Source organism: Micromonospora sp. NPDC005174, from assembly GCF_040608495.1.
Lineage (GTDB): Bacteria > Actinomycetota > Actinomycetes > Mycobacteriales > Micromonosporaceae > Micromonospora.
Genome location: NZ_JBEXIJ010000009.1, coordinates 133,617 through 148,702, shown reverse-complemented (window position 1 = coordinate 148,702; position 15,086 = coordinate 133,617). Strand labels below are relative to the sequence as shown.

Below are 15,086 nucleotides of genomic sequence, written 5' to 3'. Positions count from 1 at the left end.
GGCGGTCGAGAGCCCGGGAAGCCGGGAGTGTCCGGAATGATGGATTTCGCCGACAACGTTGCGTAATCGGTCGACTACAGAGCATGATGATGGCGGCGACAGCGCCACATGTCGTCCGCGCCGCCTTGGGGAAGGCGGGCCGGGCGATCGGGGGGAATTGCCGGCTGCCGTGCAACGAGGTCGGTAGGTACTGCAAGGGGGGACGAGTACACATGGGCATGATCACTGACTGGCCGTCGCTGGCGGCATGTCAGAACGGGGACCCGGACGCGTTGTTCGTACAGGGCGCCGAACAGAACGTGGCCAAGCGGATCTGCCGGAGCTGCCCAGTTCGGTACGAGTGCCTGGCCGACGCGCTGGACAACCGGATCGAGTTCGGTGTGTGGGGCGGTATGACCGAACGCGAACGCCGGGCGTTGCTGCGTCGTCACCCCCAGGTGACGAGCTGGCGCAAGATGTTCGAGGCGGCGATGAAGAAGAACAGCAAGGACAAGGCGGGCAAGGACAAGATCCTGGTCACCTCGGCAACCTGATGCCGATCACGACCGGCTGATCGCCGCGCCGATCGTCCGTAGCCCGTCGACGTCGTGCACGTCGGCGGGCTGCGCCGTCACCGACACCGCCGGCACCGCCGGGAACGCCTCGGTGAAGCGCGCGGCGACCTGCTGCTCGCGTACCGCCTGACGAGCCAGCGCGGCGTGCGCCCGCAGCACGTCGGCGGTGGCCTCGTGCCCACCCAGCTCGGCCAGCCGCTCCGCGGCGACCCGACTCCGCTCGGCGTCGAGCTGCGGAACCACCGGTCGGTGCACGCGGTTGAGCACCAGGCCGGCCAGCGGCATCTTCTCCTCGCGCAGCCGGCCCGCGAAGTAGGCGGCCTCCCGGACCGCGTCCGGCTCCGGCGTCGCGACCAGCACGAAGGCCGTCTCCCGCGCCTGCAGGATGCGGTACGTCTGCTCGGCCCGCTGCCGGAAGCCCCCGAACATCGAATCCAGCGCGGCCACGAAGCCGGACAGGTCGGTGAGCAGTTGCGCGCCGAGCACCTTCTGCACCACCTTCGAGAACATCCCGAACGACGCGGTCACCAGGCTGAACATGCTCCGCCCGCCACTGCGTGCCGGTGCCAGCAGCAGGCGCAGCATCCGACCGTCGAGGAAGCGGGAGAGCCGGGCCGGCGCGTCCAGGAAGTCCAGCGCCGAGCGGGACGGCGGAGTATCCACCACGATCAGGTCCCACTCGCCGCGCGCGTGCAACTGGCCCAGCTTCTCCATCGCCATGTATTCCTGCGTGCCGGCGAACGTCGAGCTCATGGCCTGGTAGAACGGGTTCGCGAAGATCTCCGCGGCCTTTGTCGGGTCGGTGTGCTGGAGCACCACGTCGTCGAAGGTGCGCTTCATGTCCAGCATCATGGCGTGCAGCTCTCCGCCGCTGGCCTCGACGTCGATGCCCTTGACCTGCCGGGGCGTGTTGTCCAGCTCGGTCAGGCCCAGCGACTGGGCGAGCCGGCGGGCCGGGTCGATGGTGAGCACCACCGTGCGGCGGCCGTGCTGTTCGGCGGCCCGCAGCGCCAGCGCCGCGGCGGTGGTCGTCTTTCCCACTCCGCCGGCACCGCAGCACACGACGATCCGCACGCCCGGGTCGGCGAGGATCTGGTCGACGTCCAGCTGCGGCGCCGCGTCTTCGGAAGGCACCATTCGAGCGTATCGGGCCGCGTCGGTCCACGCGCCCGTGCTGAGCTCAGGTGTGAGTCAATCGGCGCTGACGAGGGCCTGGGCCAGGGCCGCGAGACCCGCCCGATCCACCCCGTCGGGTAGCAACGGCAGCTCGACCATCGGCAGCCCCAGCTCCACCAGGTCGGCGCGGAGCGAATCCTCCAGTTCGCGCCGGATGAGCTGGTCCCGTGCCTCGTCGTGCAACCCGGCCACGATGTCCTGATCCGCCGGCAGTCCGGCGGCGACCAGGCCGCGCCGCAGCTCCGCGGCGGTGACCGCCGGGCCCGCCGACAGCGGGGGCCGGGCGCCGTTGACGATCACCTTCCCGATGCCGAAGCCGAGGGAGGTCAGGTCGGCGATGGCGTCCACCGTCTCCTGCACCGGCATCTCCTCCAGCAGCGTGACCACGTGGACGGCGGTCATGGGGGAGCGCAGCAGCGCGGAGACCCCCTCGCTCTGGGTCTTGATCGGGCCGACCTTGGCGAGCCGGGCCGTCTCGGCCGTGACGTTGAGGAAACGGCCGATCCGACCGGTCGGCGGCGCGTCCAGCACCACGGCGTCGTACGCGCGCCGCTGCCCCGAGGTGCGGGTGGTGGCCTCCTTCACCTTGCCGGTGAGCAGCACGTCCCGCAGCCCGGGAGCGATGGTGGTGGCGAAGTCGATGGCACCGAGCTTGCGCAGCGCCCGCCCCGCCGCCCCGAGCTTGTAGAACATGTCCAGGTACTCGAGCAGGGCCTCCTCGGCATCCACCGCGAGCGCGCGCACCTCACCGCCGCCCGGCGCGTCGGCGAGGTGCCGCTCCTCGTACGGCAGCGGGTCGAGACCGAAGAGCTGGGCGATGCCCTGCCGGCCCTCGACCTCCACCAGCAGGGTGCGCCGGCCACCGGCGGCCAGCGCCAGGGCCAGGGCCGCCGCCACGCTGGTCTTGCCGGTGCCGCCCTTGCCGGTCACGACGTGGAGGCGGGCCGACCATCCGGTACCGGCCGGGTCGGACGGCCGCTCAGGTGCACGCACCCGTCGAGCCTATCCAGGGCGACGGGTTAGGCGACCTCGCAGACCCACCAACCCGTCTTCTGCACCACAGTGAAGCGCAGGTCCTGGTCGGCCACCTTCTCGTCGGCCGTGGTCATGGTGATCCGCGTGGAGACGGTGGCCCGGTCGCCGGTCTGGTTGTCGACCTTCGGGGTGGTCCACTTGAACCGGGGGTTCTGGTACGCGGAGGCGTATTTCTGCACCTCGGCCACCTTGGCGGCGATCTTCTTGTCGTCGCGCGAGGCGGCGCAGACGTGCTCGGCGGCCTTGGTGGCGTCCCGGTCCTTGTAGACGGCCGTGAGGAACTCGTCCACGGCGACCGCCGGCTCCTTCGCACCCTTGCCGGACTCGGCGTTGCGCAGGGTCAGGAACGTCACCACACCACCGCCCACGCAGAGCACCATGATCACGGCCAGCGCGATGAGCGCGATCAGCAGGCCGCGCTTCTTCTTCGGCTCGGCGGTGCCCGCGTACGGCGGGTAGCCCGGCGGTGGCGGCGGGATCGCGCCCGGGGAGACGGGGGCCGCAGACGTACCGGCCGGGTCCTCGGTCTGCGGGGCACCGCCGGGCGGGGCGGGCTGGGCCGGAATTCCGGGCTGCGCGGGAAGCGCCCCCGCCCCGGGCTGACCGGGAGGGGTGGGCTGACCGGACCCGGCGAGCTGCCCGGGGAAGGCCGGCTGGCCCTGGAAGGCGGGCTGCCCAGCGGGGGTCGGCGGGCCGGACTCGGCGGGCCGGCTGGGGAGGGCCGGCTGACTGGGGAGAGCCGGCTGGCCGGACCCGACGGGCTGACCGAGCTGGGTGGGCGGGCCGGGCTGGGCGGGAAGGGCCGGCTGACCTGGGGCGCTCGGCGCGGAGGATCGCTCCTGGCCGGTCGGCGCGCCGGATTCCTCCGTGGAGGCCGGCTGGCCGGACTGCCCTTCGATGGCCTGCGCCTCGGGCTGGCCGACGGCGTCGGGGTGTGCCGGCGGAAGAGCGCGCGGGCCGGCCTGGTCGCCGCTGGGCGGTTGGGTCATCTCGTTCCCCCGGGGGTGCGGCGCCCGGCCGCCACCCCTGGCGCCGAGCGAGATCGAGCGGGCGGCCGGGCGCTGCGCGACCGTCCGACCGGAAGGGTAGCGGCCAGCCGTGGGTTCGGTGTCGCCCCTACCGCGCCGTACGTCATCAATCGACCCGGAGAAGCGACCAGTGACATCACCGCAGTCGGGATTCCTGCCCACAGTCTGTCAAATATGTGACTCTGGGTGACTGATCGTGCGCGCCCTGTTGGCTTAACCGCACCCGCGGACCTACCTTCGTCCCGGTGCGGGGGACCGGAACGGTTGGTTGATCCCGACCGGAAGCGTGATCCGAGAGGTACGACCGGAGGCAGTTCATGCGCGACGCGGACAACATCCCTCGCACCCAGTTTCCGACGAACGACCGGCAGCGGCGGCTCGGGTCCGCGGGTGAGTTCACCGGTGGGCACCTCGGCAACCTGCCCATCAACGAGCGGTCGTACCGTCGGGTTCCGGAACCGCCGGACATGGCCCGGGCGTCGAACCGACTGCGGGACGACGACGAGCCTGGCTTCGTCATCCACCTGCCGATCCGGGTGCCCGACCTGGCGGCGGCGACCGTGCTGGCCAACCGGGTCGCCGTGTCGCTGGGCTTCCTGCCGGAGCTGGACGCCGGTGAGACGACCGTGTCCAACGCGGACGACCAGAACAACAGGCACCGGGTCTTCTGCGACCTGTTGCTGCCCGACCGTTCGCGCTGTCCCCAGGGGTACGGGCACGACGGGCCCTGTGGAGAGCTGCCGGCCACGCCGGAGCAGCGTCCCGCGCCTCGCCCGGCCAGCGGACCGTAGGCTGTGCCTCGACGAAGTCCGCACCATGAGGGAGCCCTCCAGCGATGCAGAAGTGGGAATACTCCACGGTCCCTCTGCTGGTCCACGCGACCAAGCAGATCCTCGACAACTGGGGTGAGGACGGGTGGGAACTCGTCGCCGTGGTCCCCGGCCCGAATCCGGATCAGCTGGTGGCGTACCTGAAGCGGCCCAAGGCGTGAGCGCGGGAAGTCCCTCGCTGCGACGTTCCGCGATCGCGAACGAAGAGGTGACGCGATGAGCAACGGTCCCCACGCCAAGCTCGCCGAGCTGGGTCTCGAGCTGCCCGACGTGGTTCCTCCGGTGGCCAGCTACGTGCCGGCGGTGCAGTCCGGGCAGCACGTGTACGTCTCCGGCCAGTTGCCCATCGCCGAGGGCAAGCTCCTGGCGACCGGCAAGGTCGGTGCCGGGATCTCCGCCGAGCAGGCGAAGGATCTCGCCCAGCGGTGCGCGCTCAACGCGTTGGCGGCGGTCGACTCGCTGGTCGGCCTGGAGAACGTGGTCAAGGTGGTCAAGCTGACCGGGTTCGTGGCCTCGGCCCCCGGGTTCGTCGGCCAGCCCGCGGTTATCAACGGTGCCTCCGATCTCTTCGGGACCGTCTTCGGTGAGGCCGGCCGTCACGCGAGGAGCGCGGTAGGCGTGGCCGAACTCCCCCTGGACGCCCCGGTGGAGATCGAACTGATCGTCGAAGTCGCCTGACCCCGCCCGCGATCTTGCACTTTCTGTCCCGACGAATGCCGTGAAAAGGTACGAAGGAACAGCAGGAAGTGCAAGATCGCGGGGAGTGGGGGGCGGCGTCGTACGATCGCTGCCATGAGCGGGCACTCGACGGGGGCGGCAGCGGCGTTGGCCGAGGAGCTGCCGACCTGGGTTTCGCTGCTGCGCGCGCCCAACCCGGGGCCGATGACCCTCGACGGCACCAACACGTGGGTCCTGCGCGCACCACGGGCCGAGTACGCCGTGGTGGTCGACCCGGGGCCGGCCGACGAGGGGCACCTCAAGCGGATCGCGGAGCACGGCCCGATCGGGCTGATCCTGATCACCCACGGCCACGCGGACCACACCGAGGGCGCCCCGAGGCTCGGCGCGATGCTCGGCGGCATACCCGTGCTCGCCGCCGACCCGGCGCACACCACCGGCGGGACGCCGTTGAGCGCCGACACCGTGCTCGACGAGAGCCTCGGCATCCGGCTGCTGCCCACCCCCGGGCACACCGCCGACTCGGTCTGCCTCCTGGTCGAGCACGACGACGAGCAGGTGGTGCTCACCGGTGACACCATCCTCGGTCGGGGCACCACCGTGGTGGCCCACCCCGACGGGCACCTCGGCGACTACCTCCGCAGCCTGGAGTTGCTGTCCGCGTACTCTGGAATTCCCGCGCTGCCCGGACACGGCCCGGCGCTGGCCGACTGCGCCGCCGCCGCGTCGTTCTACCTCGCCCACCGCCGGGCCCGGCTCGACCAGGTCCGCGCGGCGGTCGCCGCCGGCGCGCGGACGCCCACCGACGTGGTCGCGGCCGTCTACGCGGACGTCGACCGCTCACTCTGGTGGGCGGCGGAATGGTCGGTACGTGCCCAGTTGGAGTATCTGGGTGTCGACACCGGGGAATCTGCGCCGGGGGTCAGTGGGTTGGAGCACATGTGACCTGCCCGGTGTGCGGAACAGTCGCTGTCCCCGGCGCACGGTTCTGCCACAACTGCGGTGCCGCGCTGCCGGCTGCCGCCACGTTGCCGGCGGCCGAGCGTCGGGTCGTCACCGTTCTCTTCGGGGACCTCTCCGAGTTCACCTCCTGGTCGGAGGACCTCGACCCGGAACGCGTCGGCGCGGTCACCGACCGCGTGCTCGCGGCCCTGGCCGGCGCGGTGAAGACCTTCGGCGGGCACGTCGACAAGTTGACCGGCGACGGGATCATGGCGGTCTTCGGCGCCCCGGTGGCGCACGAGGACGATGCCGAACGGGCCGTGCGGGCCGCCCTGTCGATGCAGCGGGCCGTGCGCCGGGTGCTCGACGACGAGCGCGGTGGCGGCGCGCCGCTCGGCCTGCGGGTCGGCCTGAACACCGGCGACGTCATCGCGGGCATCCAGGCCGCCATCGAGTACACGGTCATCGGCGACACGGTGAACACCGCCGCCCGGCTGGCCGACGCCGCCGCCGTGGGCGCGGTCTACGCCGGTGGACGCACCGCCGCCACCACCCGACACGTCGCCTCGTGGCGGGCGCTGCGCCCGCTGCGGCTCAAGGGGAAGCGCGAGCCGGTCGAGGCGTACGAGCTGCTGGGCCTGCTGGACGCGCCGGGCACCCGCTCGGGTCTCGGCGACGAGGCGCCCTACGTGGGTCGGGAGACCGAGATCGGGCGGGTCGCCGGCCGGCTCGCCGAGGTTATCGACCAGGGTGATCCCCGTGTGCTGCTGATGACCGCCGAGGCGGGCATCGGCAAGTCCCGGTTCGCCGCCGAGGTCGAGCGACTCGCGGCCGGGTACGACGTGGGCGCCGGCCGGTACGCGGCGCACACCGGCGCCCGGGTGCTGTCGGTGCGCTGCGCCGCCTTCGGTGAGCGGCGTCGGCTCGCACCGTTGGCCGACCTGGTCCGCGCCGCGGTCGGTCTGCCCAGCGACGCGGCCACCGCGCTGACCCGGCCGGCCGTGGAGGAGCGGCTGCGACGACTCGGTCAGCGGCTCGCCCGCACCGGCGAGACGGCACCGATCGCCAACGACCAACTGCTCGCCCTGCTCGGCTACGCCGAACTGCCCGCGCACGGCGGCACCGACAACGGCGAGTGGGGCGCGCCCGCCGCCGACGCCGAGGCGGTGCCGAACGCGGTGGCCGACCTGCTCAGCGGGCTCGCCGCGGAAGCGCCGCTGGTGATCGTGGTGGACGACCTGCACGACGCGACCGCCGAGACCATCAGCGCCCTCGGGCTGACCCTGTCCCGACTGACCGGTCCGGTGCTCGTCCTGCTGCTCGGGCGCCCCGAACTGGTCCGTACCGCCGGTGCGTTGACCCGCGTCGCGGACGCCGAGGTGCACTCCCTGCCGCCGCTGCGGGGTGCCGACGCCGCCCGCCTGCTCACCAGCTACCTCGGCGGCGGGAAGTTGCCGCCGGCCGACGCGGACCGGCTGCTCGCCACCGCCCAGGGCAACCCGTTCTACCTGGCCGAGCTGGTCACCCTGTTGATCGAGCGCGGCGCGTTGACCACCGCCGCCGGCACGCGGGGCCAGGACTCGTCCGGCTGGCGGCTGGTACCCGGCTCGCTGGGCAGCCGGCTGCTCTCCCGGGACCTCGCGGCCGTCCTCGCCGCCCGGATCGACGCGCTGCCACCGGACGCCCGCTCCGTGCTGCGCGACGCCGCCGTCGTCGGCGACACCGTGCCGACCGGCTCGCTCGAAGCGCTTCGTGAGCAGCGGGCCGGCCGGGACGGCAGACCGTCGGCGGTGGTCGCCGTGGAGTTCGACCGCGCCGTCGAGGAGCTGCTGCAACGCCGCATGCTGCACCGCACCCGCGCCGGATACGCGTTCGCCACCCCGCTCATGCGCGAGGCCGCGTACGCCGGGGTGAGCAAGGCCGAACTGGCCGAGCGGCACGCCGTGCTGGCCCGCTGGGCCGCGCCGGTGGAGGGGGCCGCGACGAGCGCGGTGGGTGGTTTCACCGAGGAGGCCCGCGACGACTTCGTCGCCGCCCACGTCCAGCGGGCCGCCGCGCTCGCCGACGCGGTGAAGCTGCGACCGGACGCGCCGGCCCGTGCGGTGGTCCCGCTCGGTCTTGCCGCGCTCGGCCGGGCCGCCCGCCGGTCGCTGTCCGCCGGGGAGCCCGCACTCGCCGTCGAGTACGCAGAACGCGCCAGCGAGCTGTCCCGCGACGGGGTGCCGGCGATCGACCGGGTGGTGCACGCTCGCGCGCTGCTACAGATCGGTCGGGTCGTCGACGCGCTCGCCTTCGCCGAGAAGATCGCCGCGAACGCGGGGGACGACGCCACCCGGGCCAGCGCGCTGCTGCTCGCCGGGCAGGCCCAGCAGACCCTCGGTGACCAGGGCCGGGCGGAGGCCGCCTGGCAGGAGGCGTTGCAGGTGGCGACCGCCGGAGGGCTGCCCACGCTGCGCGCGTCCGCCATGCGCCGGCTCGGCATGGGCGACTTCGTGGCCGGTCGACTGAGCCAGGCGAGCAGCAGGTTGGCCGCCGCGTACCAGGTCAGCCTCGGCGCGCAGGATCGGCGTGGGCAGGCCTGGTCGCTGCAGAACCTGGCGTGGGTGACCACCACCCGGGGTGACTTCGCCGGCACCGACGCGGTGCTCGGCCGGGCCGCCCGGCTCTTCGCCGAACTGAAGGACCCGTACGGTCGGGCGTGGCTGCGCGGCACCACCGCTTTCGCGCGGCTGCTCGCCGGCCGGCTGCAGGAGGCGTGCCGCCTGGCCCAGGTCTTCCTGCCCTTCGGCGAGCGCGTCGGCGAGGCGTGGGCGGTGGGCACGCTGCGCGCGGTCGCGGCATTCGCCACCGCCGAGCTGGGCGAGCTGGCCGAGGCGGACCGGGAAGCCCGCCGCGCGTACCGCGAGTTCGCCGTCGCCTCCGACGACTGGGGGCGCGGGTTCGCGCTGGTGGTCCGTGCCGTCGTGGCGCGTGGGCTGGGCGAGCCGGAGCACGCCGCCGACCTGCTCACCGACGCCCTGGCGTACGCCGATCAGACCTCACACCCGCTGCTCACCGGAATGGCCGGCACGCTGCGCGGCTCGGTGGCGCTGGACATGGGCGACCACGAGACCGCCGAGCAGGCCGCCCGAGCGGTGCTGACGGCCGTCGAACCGCACAACCCGCAGGCGCCGGCGCAGGTCGCGCCCCGGGTGCTGCTGGCCACCGCCCGACTGGCGGCCGGTGACCCGGCGACCGCGGTCGGACTGCTCGCGCCCGTGGCGACGGCCGCCGCCAACGCGCCCTCCCTGCTCCTGTCCCGCCGCCAGACCATGGCCCGGTACGCGTCGGCGCTGCTCGCCCACGGTCAGCGGGAGCAGGCGCTGGATTGGGCCCGACGGGCGGTCGCCGCACCTGCGGAGGACGTACGCAGTCAGGTGATCGCGGCGAGCGTGCTCGCCGAGGCGTTGGCGGCCTGCGGCTACCCGGCCGAGGCCCGTTCCTGCGCCGACGAGGCGGTCCGCCTGGCGTACGCCACCGAACAGCGCAGCGAACGACTGGCCGCCAAAGCCCTACAGGAACGCCTGACCCCCTGACCGGGCCTCTCGCACCGCAGTGCGGGGTGGGTGGGTTTGGGAGTTGGGTGGGTTTTGGCGGTTCTGGGGATGTGGTTGGCCCGGGGAGCGGCTAGCGTGTCACCACCGCGCGGTGGTCCACAGTGGTGACCGTCGCCGTGCCTGGGGGAGGCTCACCTTGAAGCTGCCGCGTTCCGTCGCCGGCTGGACCATCGCGGTCTTCGGCGTTCTCGCGCTCGTGATGGGCGCCGTCGGGCTGCTCTGGCCGGAGGCGCAGTTGCGCATGCTCGGGCTGGAGGTGCCGGCGACGCGTTCCCCCGGTGACCACACCGGCACGTTCCTGCTGGCCTCGTCGATGGCCGCGTTCAACATGGGCGTCTACTACCTGCTCGCGACGGTCACCGAGTGGCGGCCGTTCTACCGCTTCACGGTGGTCTTCCGGTTGGTCACCTTCACCGTGTTCACGATCGCCGTGCTGGCCGACATCGCCCCCGACCGGTTCTTCGGCGTCGCCGCGTGGGAGGGGCTCGGTGCCGTGGCCACCGCGATCGGACTTCGCGTGGACGCCCGCCGGGCCACGCCGACCGCCCCCGTTGCCGAGTCGGCCGACCCCGCGCCGGCCGCCCCCGTCGGGTCCGCATCGGCTGGCGTCGACACGTCGACGGGAGCCGCTGCGGAGACCTCCGGTGCGACCGGTGCCGCTTCGGCGGATGCGGCGCGCTGAGCCACCGGCGGGGTTGGGTATTTTCGAGCGGTGACCGACACCTCGACCGGCGGCTTGCGGGTGCCGATCGTGCCCGGTCTGACCGATTTGCGGGTCTTTGCCCGAGGCGGTTACGCGACCGTCTACCAGGCCACCCAGATCTCGGTCGACCGTGAGGTCGCCGTCAAGGTCGAAAATCGCACGCTGGACAGCGAGCGCGACCAGGCCCGCTTCCTGCGCGAGGCGCGGGCGGCCGGGCGGATGTCGTCGCACCCGCACGTGGTGGACCTGTTCGACGTGGGTGTCACCGTCGACCAGCACCCGTACCTGATCATGGAACTGTGCGACGGGTCGTACGCCGAGCGGATGCGCAACTCGCCGCTCGGTCCGGTGGATGCCCGGGACCTCGGCATCAAGATTGCCGACGCGTTGGCCCACTCGCACGGCGCCGGGGTGCTCCACCGGGACGTGAAACCCGCCAACATCCTCTACTCGAACTTCAACTCGGCCGTGCTCGCCGACTTCGGCCTGGCCGTGCTGGCCGAGGCGCGGGACGCGTCGGTCACCCTGGAGGTGCTCACTCCGGCGTACGCGCCACCGGAGATGTTCAGCCACAGCCCGCCGTCGCCAGCCGTCGACGTGTACGCGCTCTGCGCCACCCTCTACGCGGTGATGCACGGCCGACCGCCACGTTGGCAGTCCGAGCGCAATCCCAGCCTGGTGACCGTGCTGGAGATGTTCAACCAGCCGATCCCCGGCCTGCCCGGCGTGCCGGACGAGCTGATCGACGTGCTGCGACTCGGCATGGCCAACGATCCTGGCGACCGGCCGTCCGCCCTCGAACTGCACGACCTGCTTGCCACACTGCCGTTCGGCGGGCCGGCCGCCCCGGTGAGCGGTGCCCCGGTCAGCGGGGGCCCGACCCGGCCCGGCCCCGGCCTGTACGGCACCGGCCAGCCCGGCCTTCGTCCCCCGGTCGAGGACTCCCGCCCCAGCGTTCCCGGTGGCCGCCGCTGGCGGCGGCGCTGGTTCCTCGGAGGCGCCGGAGTGCTGGCGCTCGCCGCCTCGGCCACCACCGGTGCCCTGATCGCCAGCACTGACGCGCCGCCCGACCCGTCTCCCTCGGTGACCAAGGTCGCGGCACCGGCGACCGGGCCGCTGCCCGGTTGCTCGACAGACGCGGGCGCGCCGACCGGGCTGCCCAGCGGCGCTCGGTGCCTGCCCGAGCTGGAGTGCTTCGGCCCGGTACGCATCCGCGGCACCCGCGCCGAGGCGGCCCGGGTCCCCTGCGACGGCCGGCACACCTGGGAGACGTACGCCGAGGGCATCCTGCCGGTGCCGCTCGTTGGCGCGGGTTACGACGAGGTGGTCGCCGCCGAGCAGGTACGGCAGGTGTGCAGCGCGACGACGTTCCGGCTGACCACCGAGATCACCCAGCTGACCGGCTGGCATCTGGAGGTCCTGCCACCCGTGGACGGCAACGTCGACCGGGTCTTCCGGTGTCTGGCGGGTCGGGGCGTCGACGCGCTCACCGTCCCCACGCTCACCGGTCGCTGAACCCGCCGCGCGTCCGACCCCGGTCACGCACCGCACGCAACGCGTCCCGGCTGTCCAGCGCGTCCAGCGTGTCCGCGTCGATCCCGTACGGCATCAGATCCGGCGGTCCCGTCGGGCTCGGCTGGTCCGCCGGCTCCGGTTCGTTCCGCTGACGGGCGGCCGACACGGCGACCACGGTGACCATGGTCAGCAGCACGCACAGCAGCGCGAGAACCACCCCGACGAGGTCCTGCCGGCGCAGGACGACCAGCAGGACGAGCAGCGCGAGGGCTCCCGGCGCCGCGACCGCCGCCACCATCCGCGCATCGATCCTGGACAGTCGATTCACCCTTCCAGCATGTCGTGACCCGGGCTGCTGTCAACCGGAGAGGCGATACGCCACGCCGATCGGCATTGATCGAACGGACGAGCCGACGTGACCGAACAGCACGCACACGCACTGGACCGCTCTCGCTACTCTCGGTGTTCCGCAGGCTGGTCCGTCAGCGAGGTCGCCCATGAACGTACGCAGTCCCCAGTCCCGGCTCCGCTCGGTCGCGACGACGCTGGCGGTCGCCCTGACCCTCACCCTTGCCGCCGCCGCCGGATGCGACAGCCGCAAGGAACCGGACCTGTCCTCCGTGCAGGAGAAGATGCGCGAGTCGCACATCTACGGTCAGTCGAAGCTGCGCATCGGCGTCGCCACCAACGAGCCGCTGATGGGCGACCTCCAGAACGGCCAGCATGTCGGCTTCGACGTCGAGATCGGCCGGTTCATCGCCGCCTCTCTCGGCTACGAGGGCGAGCAGCAGTTGGAGTTCGTGGCGGTGGCCACCGAGGACCGGATTCCGTACCTGCAGGGCGGCACCGTCGACCTGGTGGTGTCCAGCTTCTCGATGACCGAGGAGCGCAAGGAGGTGGTCAGCTTCGCCGGGCCGTACTTCGTCACCACGCAGGAGGTGCTGGTGCCGGTCCGGCTGAAGGACAAGATCCGCACCATCGAGGACCTGCGGAACCCGGCCTACAAGATCTGCACCAGCGGTGGCTCCACCACCGAGACCGAGTTGGAGAAGCGCCAGGTCAAGGCGTTGGTGGTGAAGGACGTCTGGGACTGCGTGAACGGCATCCGCGCCGGGCGGTACGACGCGGTCAGCTCGGACGAGACGATCCTCGCGGGCTTCCTCGCCTCGTACCCGAAGGAGTTCGAGATCGTCGACCTGCCCTTCGGTACGAGCGAGCTGTTGGGCATCGGTGTGCCGATCGGTGACCCGGCACTGCGTGACCTGGTCGCGTTCTTCCTGCAGAAGAGCTACCTACAGGGGCGCAATGGGCAGGCCAGCCCGTGGCAGACGGCGTACAACCGGACCCTGGGCCCGTGGTTGCGCGTCGAGAAGAGCCAGCCACAGCCGCTGGAGGTACCGGAGCTTGTCGACTTCGACGACAAGGCGCCCCGGCGGTGAGCGCGGCGCGGACCGCGACCGGTGACGCGAGCGCCGACGGCCCGGTGCCGACGCCTCGCGCGTCCGTGCCGCCGGACCACGTCGAGGCGGACGCCGACGAGGGCCCGAGCGCCGTACCCGTCGGATCGGCCACGGACGCGGTGCCGGCGCGGTCGGACCCGACGGAGCGGCGGGCGCGCGCCAGCCAGTCGTTCTGGACCGCCGCCGTGGGCGTGCCGGCGATCTTCTCGGTGCTCCGGCTCGGCGTGGAGGCGGGCGGGGAGCTGCAGACCACGCTGTTGCTGGTCGCGAACGTCGGGACGGTCAACCTGCTCGCGGGGTTCCTGACCACCGCGGCCCGACTGCTCTCCACCGGGCTGGTCGCCGTCTTCGCGCTCGGCGCGGTGCTGGCCGTGAGCGTGGAGCGCCTGCCGCCGGGCACCCGACGCCGCCCGCTCTTCGCCCGCTGGGCGGACCTCACCCCGGCGTGGTTCGTGCTGGCGAGCTTCCTGCTGGCCCTGCTCACCTGGCCCCTGCTCTACCTGCCGCTGCTGCTGCCGGCGTTCGTGGCCGCGTTCCAGCTCCGGCCGGAGCGGTTGCACGAATGGGTCGTACCCCGGCTGTTGGCGATCGTCGCGCTGTTCGCCGGGTACGGGTGGCTGATGCTCCCCACGCTGCGCGACGCTGGCGCGCAGCGTGAACTGCTGGTGCTGGCCCTTCTGGTGTTTCCGCCGGTGCTGGCGCTGTTCATCGCCGGGCCGCTGCCCGGTGTGGTGATCCGTCCGCTGGCGTCGGTGACCGAGGTGGCGGTGCTGGCCATGCTGGTCTGGGCCGCGCTGCCGGTGATCAGCACGCCGGTGTTGCCGCTCACCGTCACCACTGTGGGTGCCGAGAACGGCCCGACCGAGGACGTACGCGGGCACGTGGTGACCACCGACGACGTCAACATGGTGATCCTGCAGGAACGGGGTGGGGTCCGGTACGTGCCGGTCGGCCTCGTGCGGGCGCAGGTGCTCTGCCCCAGCGAGGAGGAGCTGCCCCGGCACCGGCTGCGCATCCACGACTTCCACGTCGAGGACTCGATGCTGGAAGGGCTGGGCCGCCGCGTACGCCCGGTGCACCGCATCGACGCCGCCTGCCGCGCCCCCGGCTGAGCGCCGGCGACACCACGGGTTACCTGACCCGTACGCGCGAACTGGACCGCCTCGGTTGACCACCCGCCGGGGCGATTCGCCGTTGGATGACCAGCCCGGCCCTCATGACGTACACCTCGCGCTTGGCGGTGGCGTCGCCCCGCGCGTCGAGCACGTATCCGGTGACCCAGATCCAGTCGTGGTAGGGGTCGGGCTCGCCAACGGACACCACACGCAGCATCAGCGCCCGGTCCCCGCTGAACTGCGGCGAGCAGGCCGCCCCGATCAGCACGACGTCTCCCGGCTTCACACCAGCCATCCGAGGAACCGGCGGTACACGGCGTCGGCAGGAGCCCAGGTCATGTCCTGCGTAGCCGCCACCAGGTGCGACCCCATCTGAGTCCGGAGGGCTACAGGCGAGGCGGCGTACTCGTCCAACAGCTCCAGGCGGCGTGTGGAACAGGGCCAGGGGCGTTCG

Annotated in this window: 14 protein-coding genes and 1 pseudogene; 10 read left to right on the top strand and 5 right to left on the bottom strand. The window is 72.6% G+C overall.

Annotation, left to right across the window (positions count from 1 at the left end):
* Window positions 1-212 precede the first annotated feature (212 nt).
* Window positions 213-533, top strand: coding sequence for a WhiB family transcriptional regulator (locus ABZU91_RS13425; RefSeq protein ID WP_355238676.1), 321 nt, complete (start codon window positions 213-215; stop codon window positions 531-533).
* A 6-nt stretch (window positions 534-539) separates the two neighbouring features.
* On the opposite strand, the gene ABZU91_RS13420 is transcribed toward ABZU91_RS13425, so the two are convergent.
* From ABZU91_RS13420 to ABZU91_RS13410, 3 genes are read right to left on the bottom strand one after another with little or no spacing between them, the layout of a single operon-like run.
* A complete protein-coding gene (locus ABZU91_RS13420; protein ID WP_355238673.1) occupies window positions 540-1,691 on the bottom strand; it encodes an ArsA-related P-loop ATPase in 1,152 nt (383 codons plus the stop codon).
* A 54-nt stretch (window positions 1,692-1,745) separates the two neighbouring features.
* A complete protein-coding gene (locus tag ABZU91_RS13415; protein ID WP_355238670.1) occupies window positions 1,746-2,723 on the bottom strand; it encodes an ArsA-related P-loop ATPase in 978 nt (325 codons plus the stop codon).
* Between the two features lie 26 nt (window positions 2,724-2,749).
* A complete protein-coding gene (locus ABZU91_RS13410) occupies window positions 2,750-3,331 on the bottom strand; it encodes a hypothetical protein (protein WP_355238850.1) in 582 nt (193 codons plus the stop codon).
* A gap of 779 nt (window positions 3,332-4,110) precedes the next feature.
* Here ABZU91_RS13410 and ABZU91_RS13405 point away from each other — a divergent pair.
* From ABZU91_RS13405 to ABZU91_RS13375, 7 genes and pseudogenes are all read left to right on the top strand, one after another.
* Window positions 4,111-4,584, top strand: coding sequence for a hypothetical protein (locus ABZU91_RS13405; RefSeq protein ID WP_355238667.1), 474 nt, complete (start codon window positions 4,111-4,113; stop codon window positions 4,582-4,584).
* Between the two features lie 44 nt (window positions 4,585-4,628).
* Window positions 4,629-4,784: a DUF4177 domain-containing protein gene (locus ABZU91_RS13400; RefSeq protein ID WP_007466198.1), complete on the top strand. Its 156-nt coding sequence runs from the start codon at window positions 4,629-4,631 to the stop codon at window positions 4,782-4,784.
* Window positions 4,785-4,839: 55 nt separating this feature from the next.
* The gene (locus tag ABZU91_RS13395) at window positions 4,840-5,301 is read left to right on the top strand and encodes a RidA family protein (protein WP_266247012.1); all 462 of its coding nucleotides are present in this window, start codon (window positions 4,840-4,842) and stop codon (window positions 5,299-5,301) included.
* Window positions 5,302-5,415: 114 nt separating this feature from the next.
* Window positions 5,416-6,246 (top strand): MBL fold metallo-hydrolase, encoded by an 831-nt coding sequence (locus ABZU91_RS13390; RefSeq protein ID WP_355238663.1) that lies wholly within the window; start codon window positions 5,416-5,418, stop codon window positions 6,244-6,246.
* The gene (locus tag ABZU91_RS13385; protein ID WP_355238659.1) at window positions 6,243-9,818 is read left to right on the top strand and encodes an adenylate/guanylate cyclase domain-containing protein; all 3,576 of its coding nucleotides are present in this window, start codon (window positions 6,243-6,245) and stop codon (window positions 9,816-9,818) included. The genes ABZU91_RS13390 and ABZU91_RS13385 overlap by 4 nt, the downstream gene beginning before the upstream one ends.
* Before the next feature lie 157 nt (window positions 9,819-9,975).
* A pseudogene (locus tag ABZU91_RS13380) lies at window positions 9,976-10,374 on the top strand (hypothetical protein); the annotation flags it as partial.
* 177 nt (window positions 10,375-10,551) lie between these two features.
* Complete coding sequence (locus tag ABZU91_RS13375) at window positions 10,552-12,057, top strand: protein kinase (protein ID WP_355238656.1); 1,506 nt, start codon at window positions 10,552-10,554, stop codon at window positions 12,055-12,057.
* On the opposite strand, the gene ABZU91_RS13370 is transcribed toward ABZU91_RS13375, so the two are convergent.
* Entirely contained in the window at window positions 12,044-12,385 is a 342-nt protein-coding gene (locus tag ABZU91_RS13370) for a hypothetical protein (protein WP_355238653.1), read from the bottom strand. The genes ABZU91_RS13375 and ABZU91_RS13370 overlap by 14 nt on opposite strands.
* Before the next feature lie 169 nt (window positions 12,386-12,554).
* Between ABZU91_RS13370 and ABZU91_RS13365 the strand changes: the two genes are divergently transcribed.
* Together ABZU91_RS13365 and ABZU91_RS13360 are read left to right on the top strand one after the other, a co-directional pair.
* The gene (locus ABZU91_RS13365; RefSeq protein WP_355238650.1) at window positions 12,555-13,496 is read left to right on the top strand and encodes a transporter substrate-binding domain-containing protein; all 942 of its coding nucleotides are present in this window, start codon (window positions 12,555-12,557) and stop codon (window positions 13,494-13,496) included.
* Complete coding sequence (locus ABZU91_RS13360; RefSeq protein ID WP_355238647.1) at window positions 13,493-14,629, top strand: hypothetical protein; 1,137 nt, start codon at window positions 13,493-13,495, stop codon at window positions 14,627-14,629. Before ABZU91_RS13365 ends, ABZU91_RS13360 begins: the two co-directional genes overlap by 4 nt.
* Window positions 14,630-14,648: 19 nt before the next feature.
* Here the strand turns inward: ABZU91_RS13360 and ABZU91_RS13355 are convergent, their stop codons facing one another.
* Entirely contained in the window at window positions 14,649-14,927 is a 279-nt protein-coding gene (locus ABZU91_RS13355) for a hypothetical protein (protein ID WP_355238644.1), read from the bottom strand.
* Window positions 14,928-15,086: the final 159 nt, after the last annotated feature.

Excerpts from the sequence above, each read along its gene's own strand:
- ABZU91_RS13420 (WP_355238673.1), bottom strand. The coding sequence starts at position 1,691 with ATGGTGCCTTCCGAAGACGCGGCGCCGCAGCTGGACGTCGACCAGATC.
- ABZU91_RS13425 (WP_355238676.1), top strand. The coding sequence starts at position 213 with ATGGGCATGATCACTGACTGGCCGTCGCTGGCGGCATGTCAGAACGGG.
- ABZU91_RS13400 (WP_007466198.1), top strand. The coding sequence starts at position 4,629 with ATGCAGAAGTGGGAATACTCCACGGTCCCTCTGCTGGTCCACGCGACC.
- ABZU91_RS13405 (WP_355238667.1), top strand. The coding sequence starts at position 4,111 with ATGCGCGACGCGGACAACATCCCTCGCACCCAGTTTCCGACGAACGAC.
- ABZU91_RS13365 (WP_355238650.1), top strand. The coding sequence starts at position 12,555 with ATGAACGTACGCAGTCCCCAGTCCCGGCTCCGCTCGGTCGCGACGACG.
- ABZU91_RS13355 (WP_355238644.1), bottom strand. The coding sequence starts at position 14,927 with ATGGCTGGTGTGAAGCCGGGAGACGTCGTGCTGATCGGGGCGGCCTGC.
- ABZU91_RS13395 (WP_266247012.1), top strand. The coding sequence starts at position 4,840 with ATGAGCAACGGTCCCCACGCCAAGCTCGCCGAGCTGGGTCTCGAGCTG.
- ABZU91_RS13390 (WP_355238663.1), top strand. The coding sequence starts at position 5,416 with ATGAGCGGGCACTCGACGGGGGCGGCAGCGGCGTTGGCCGAGGAGCTG.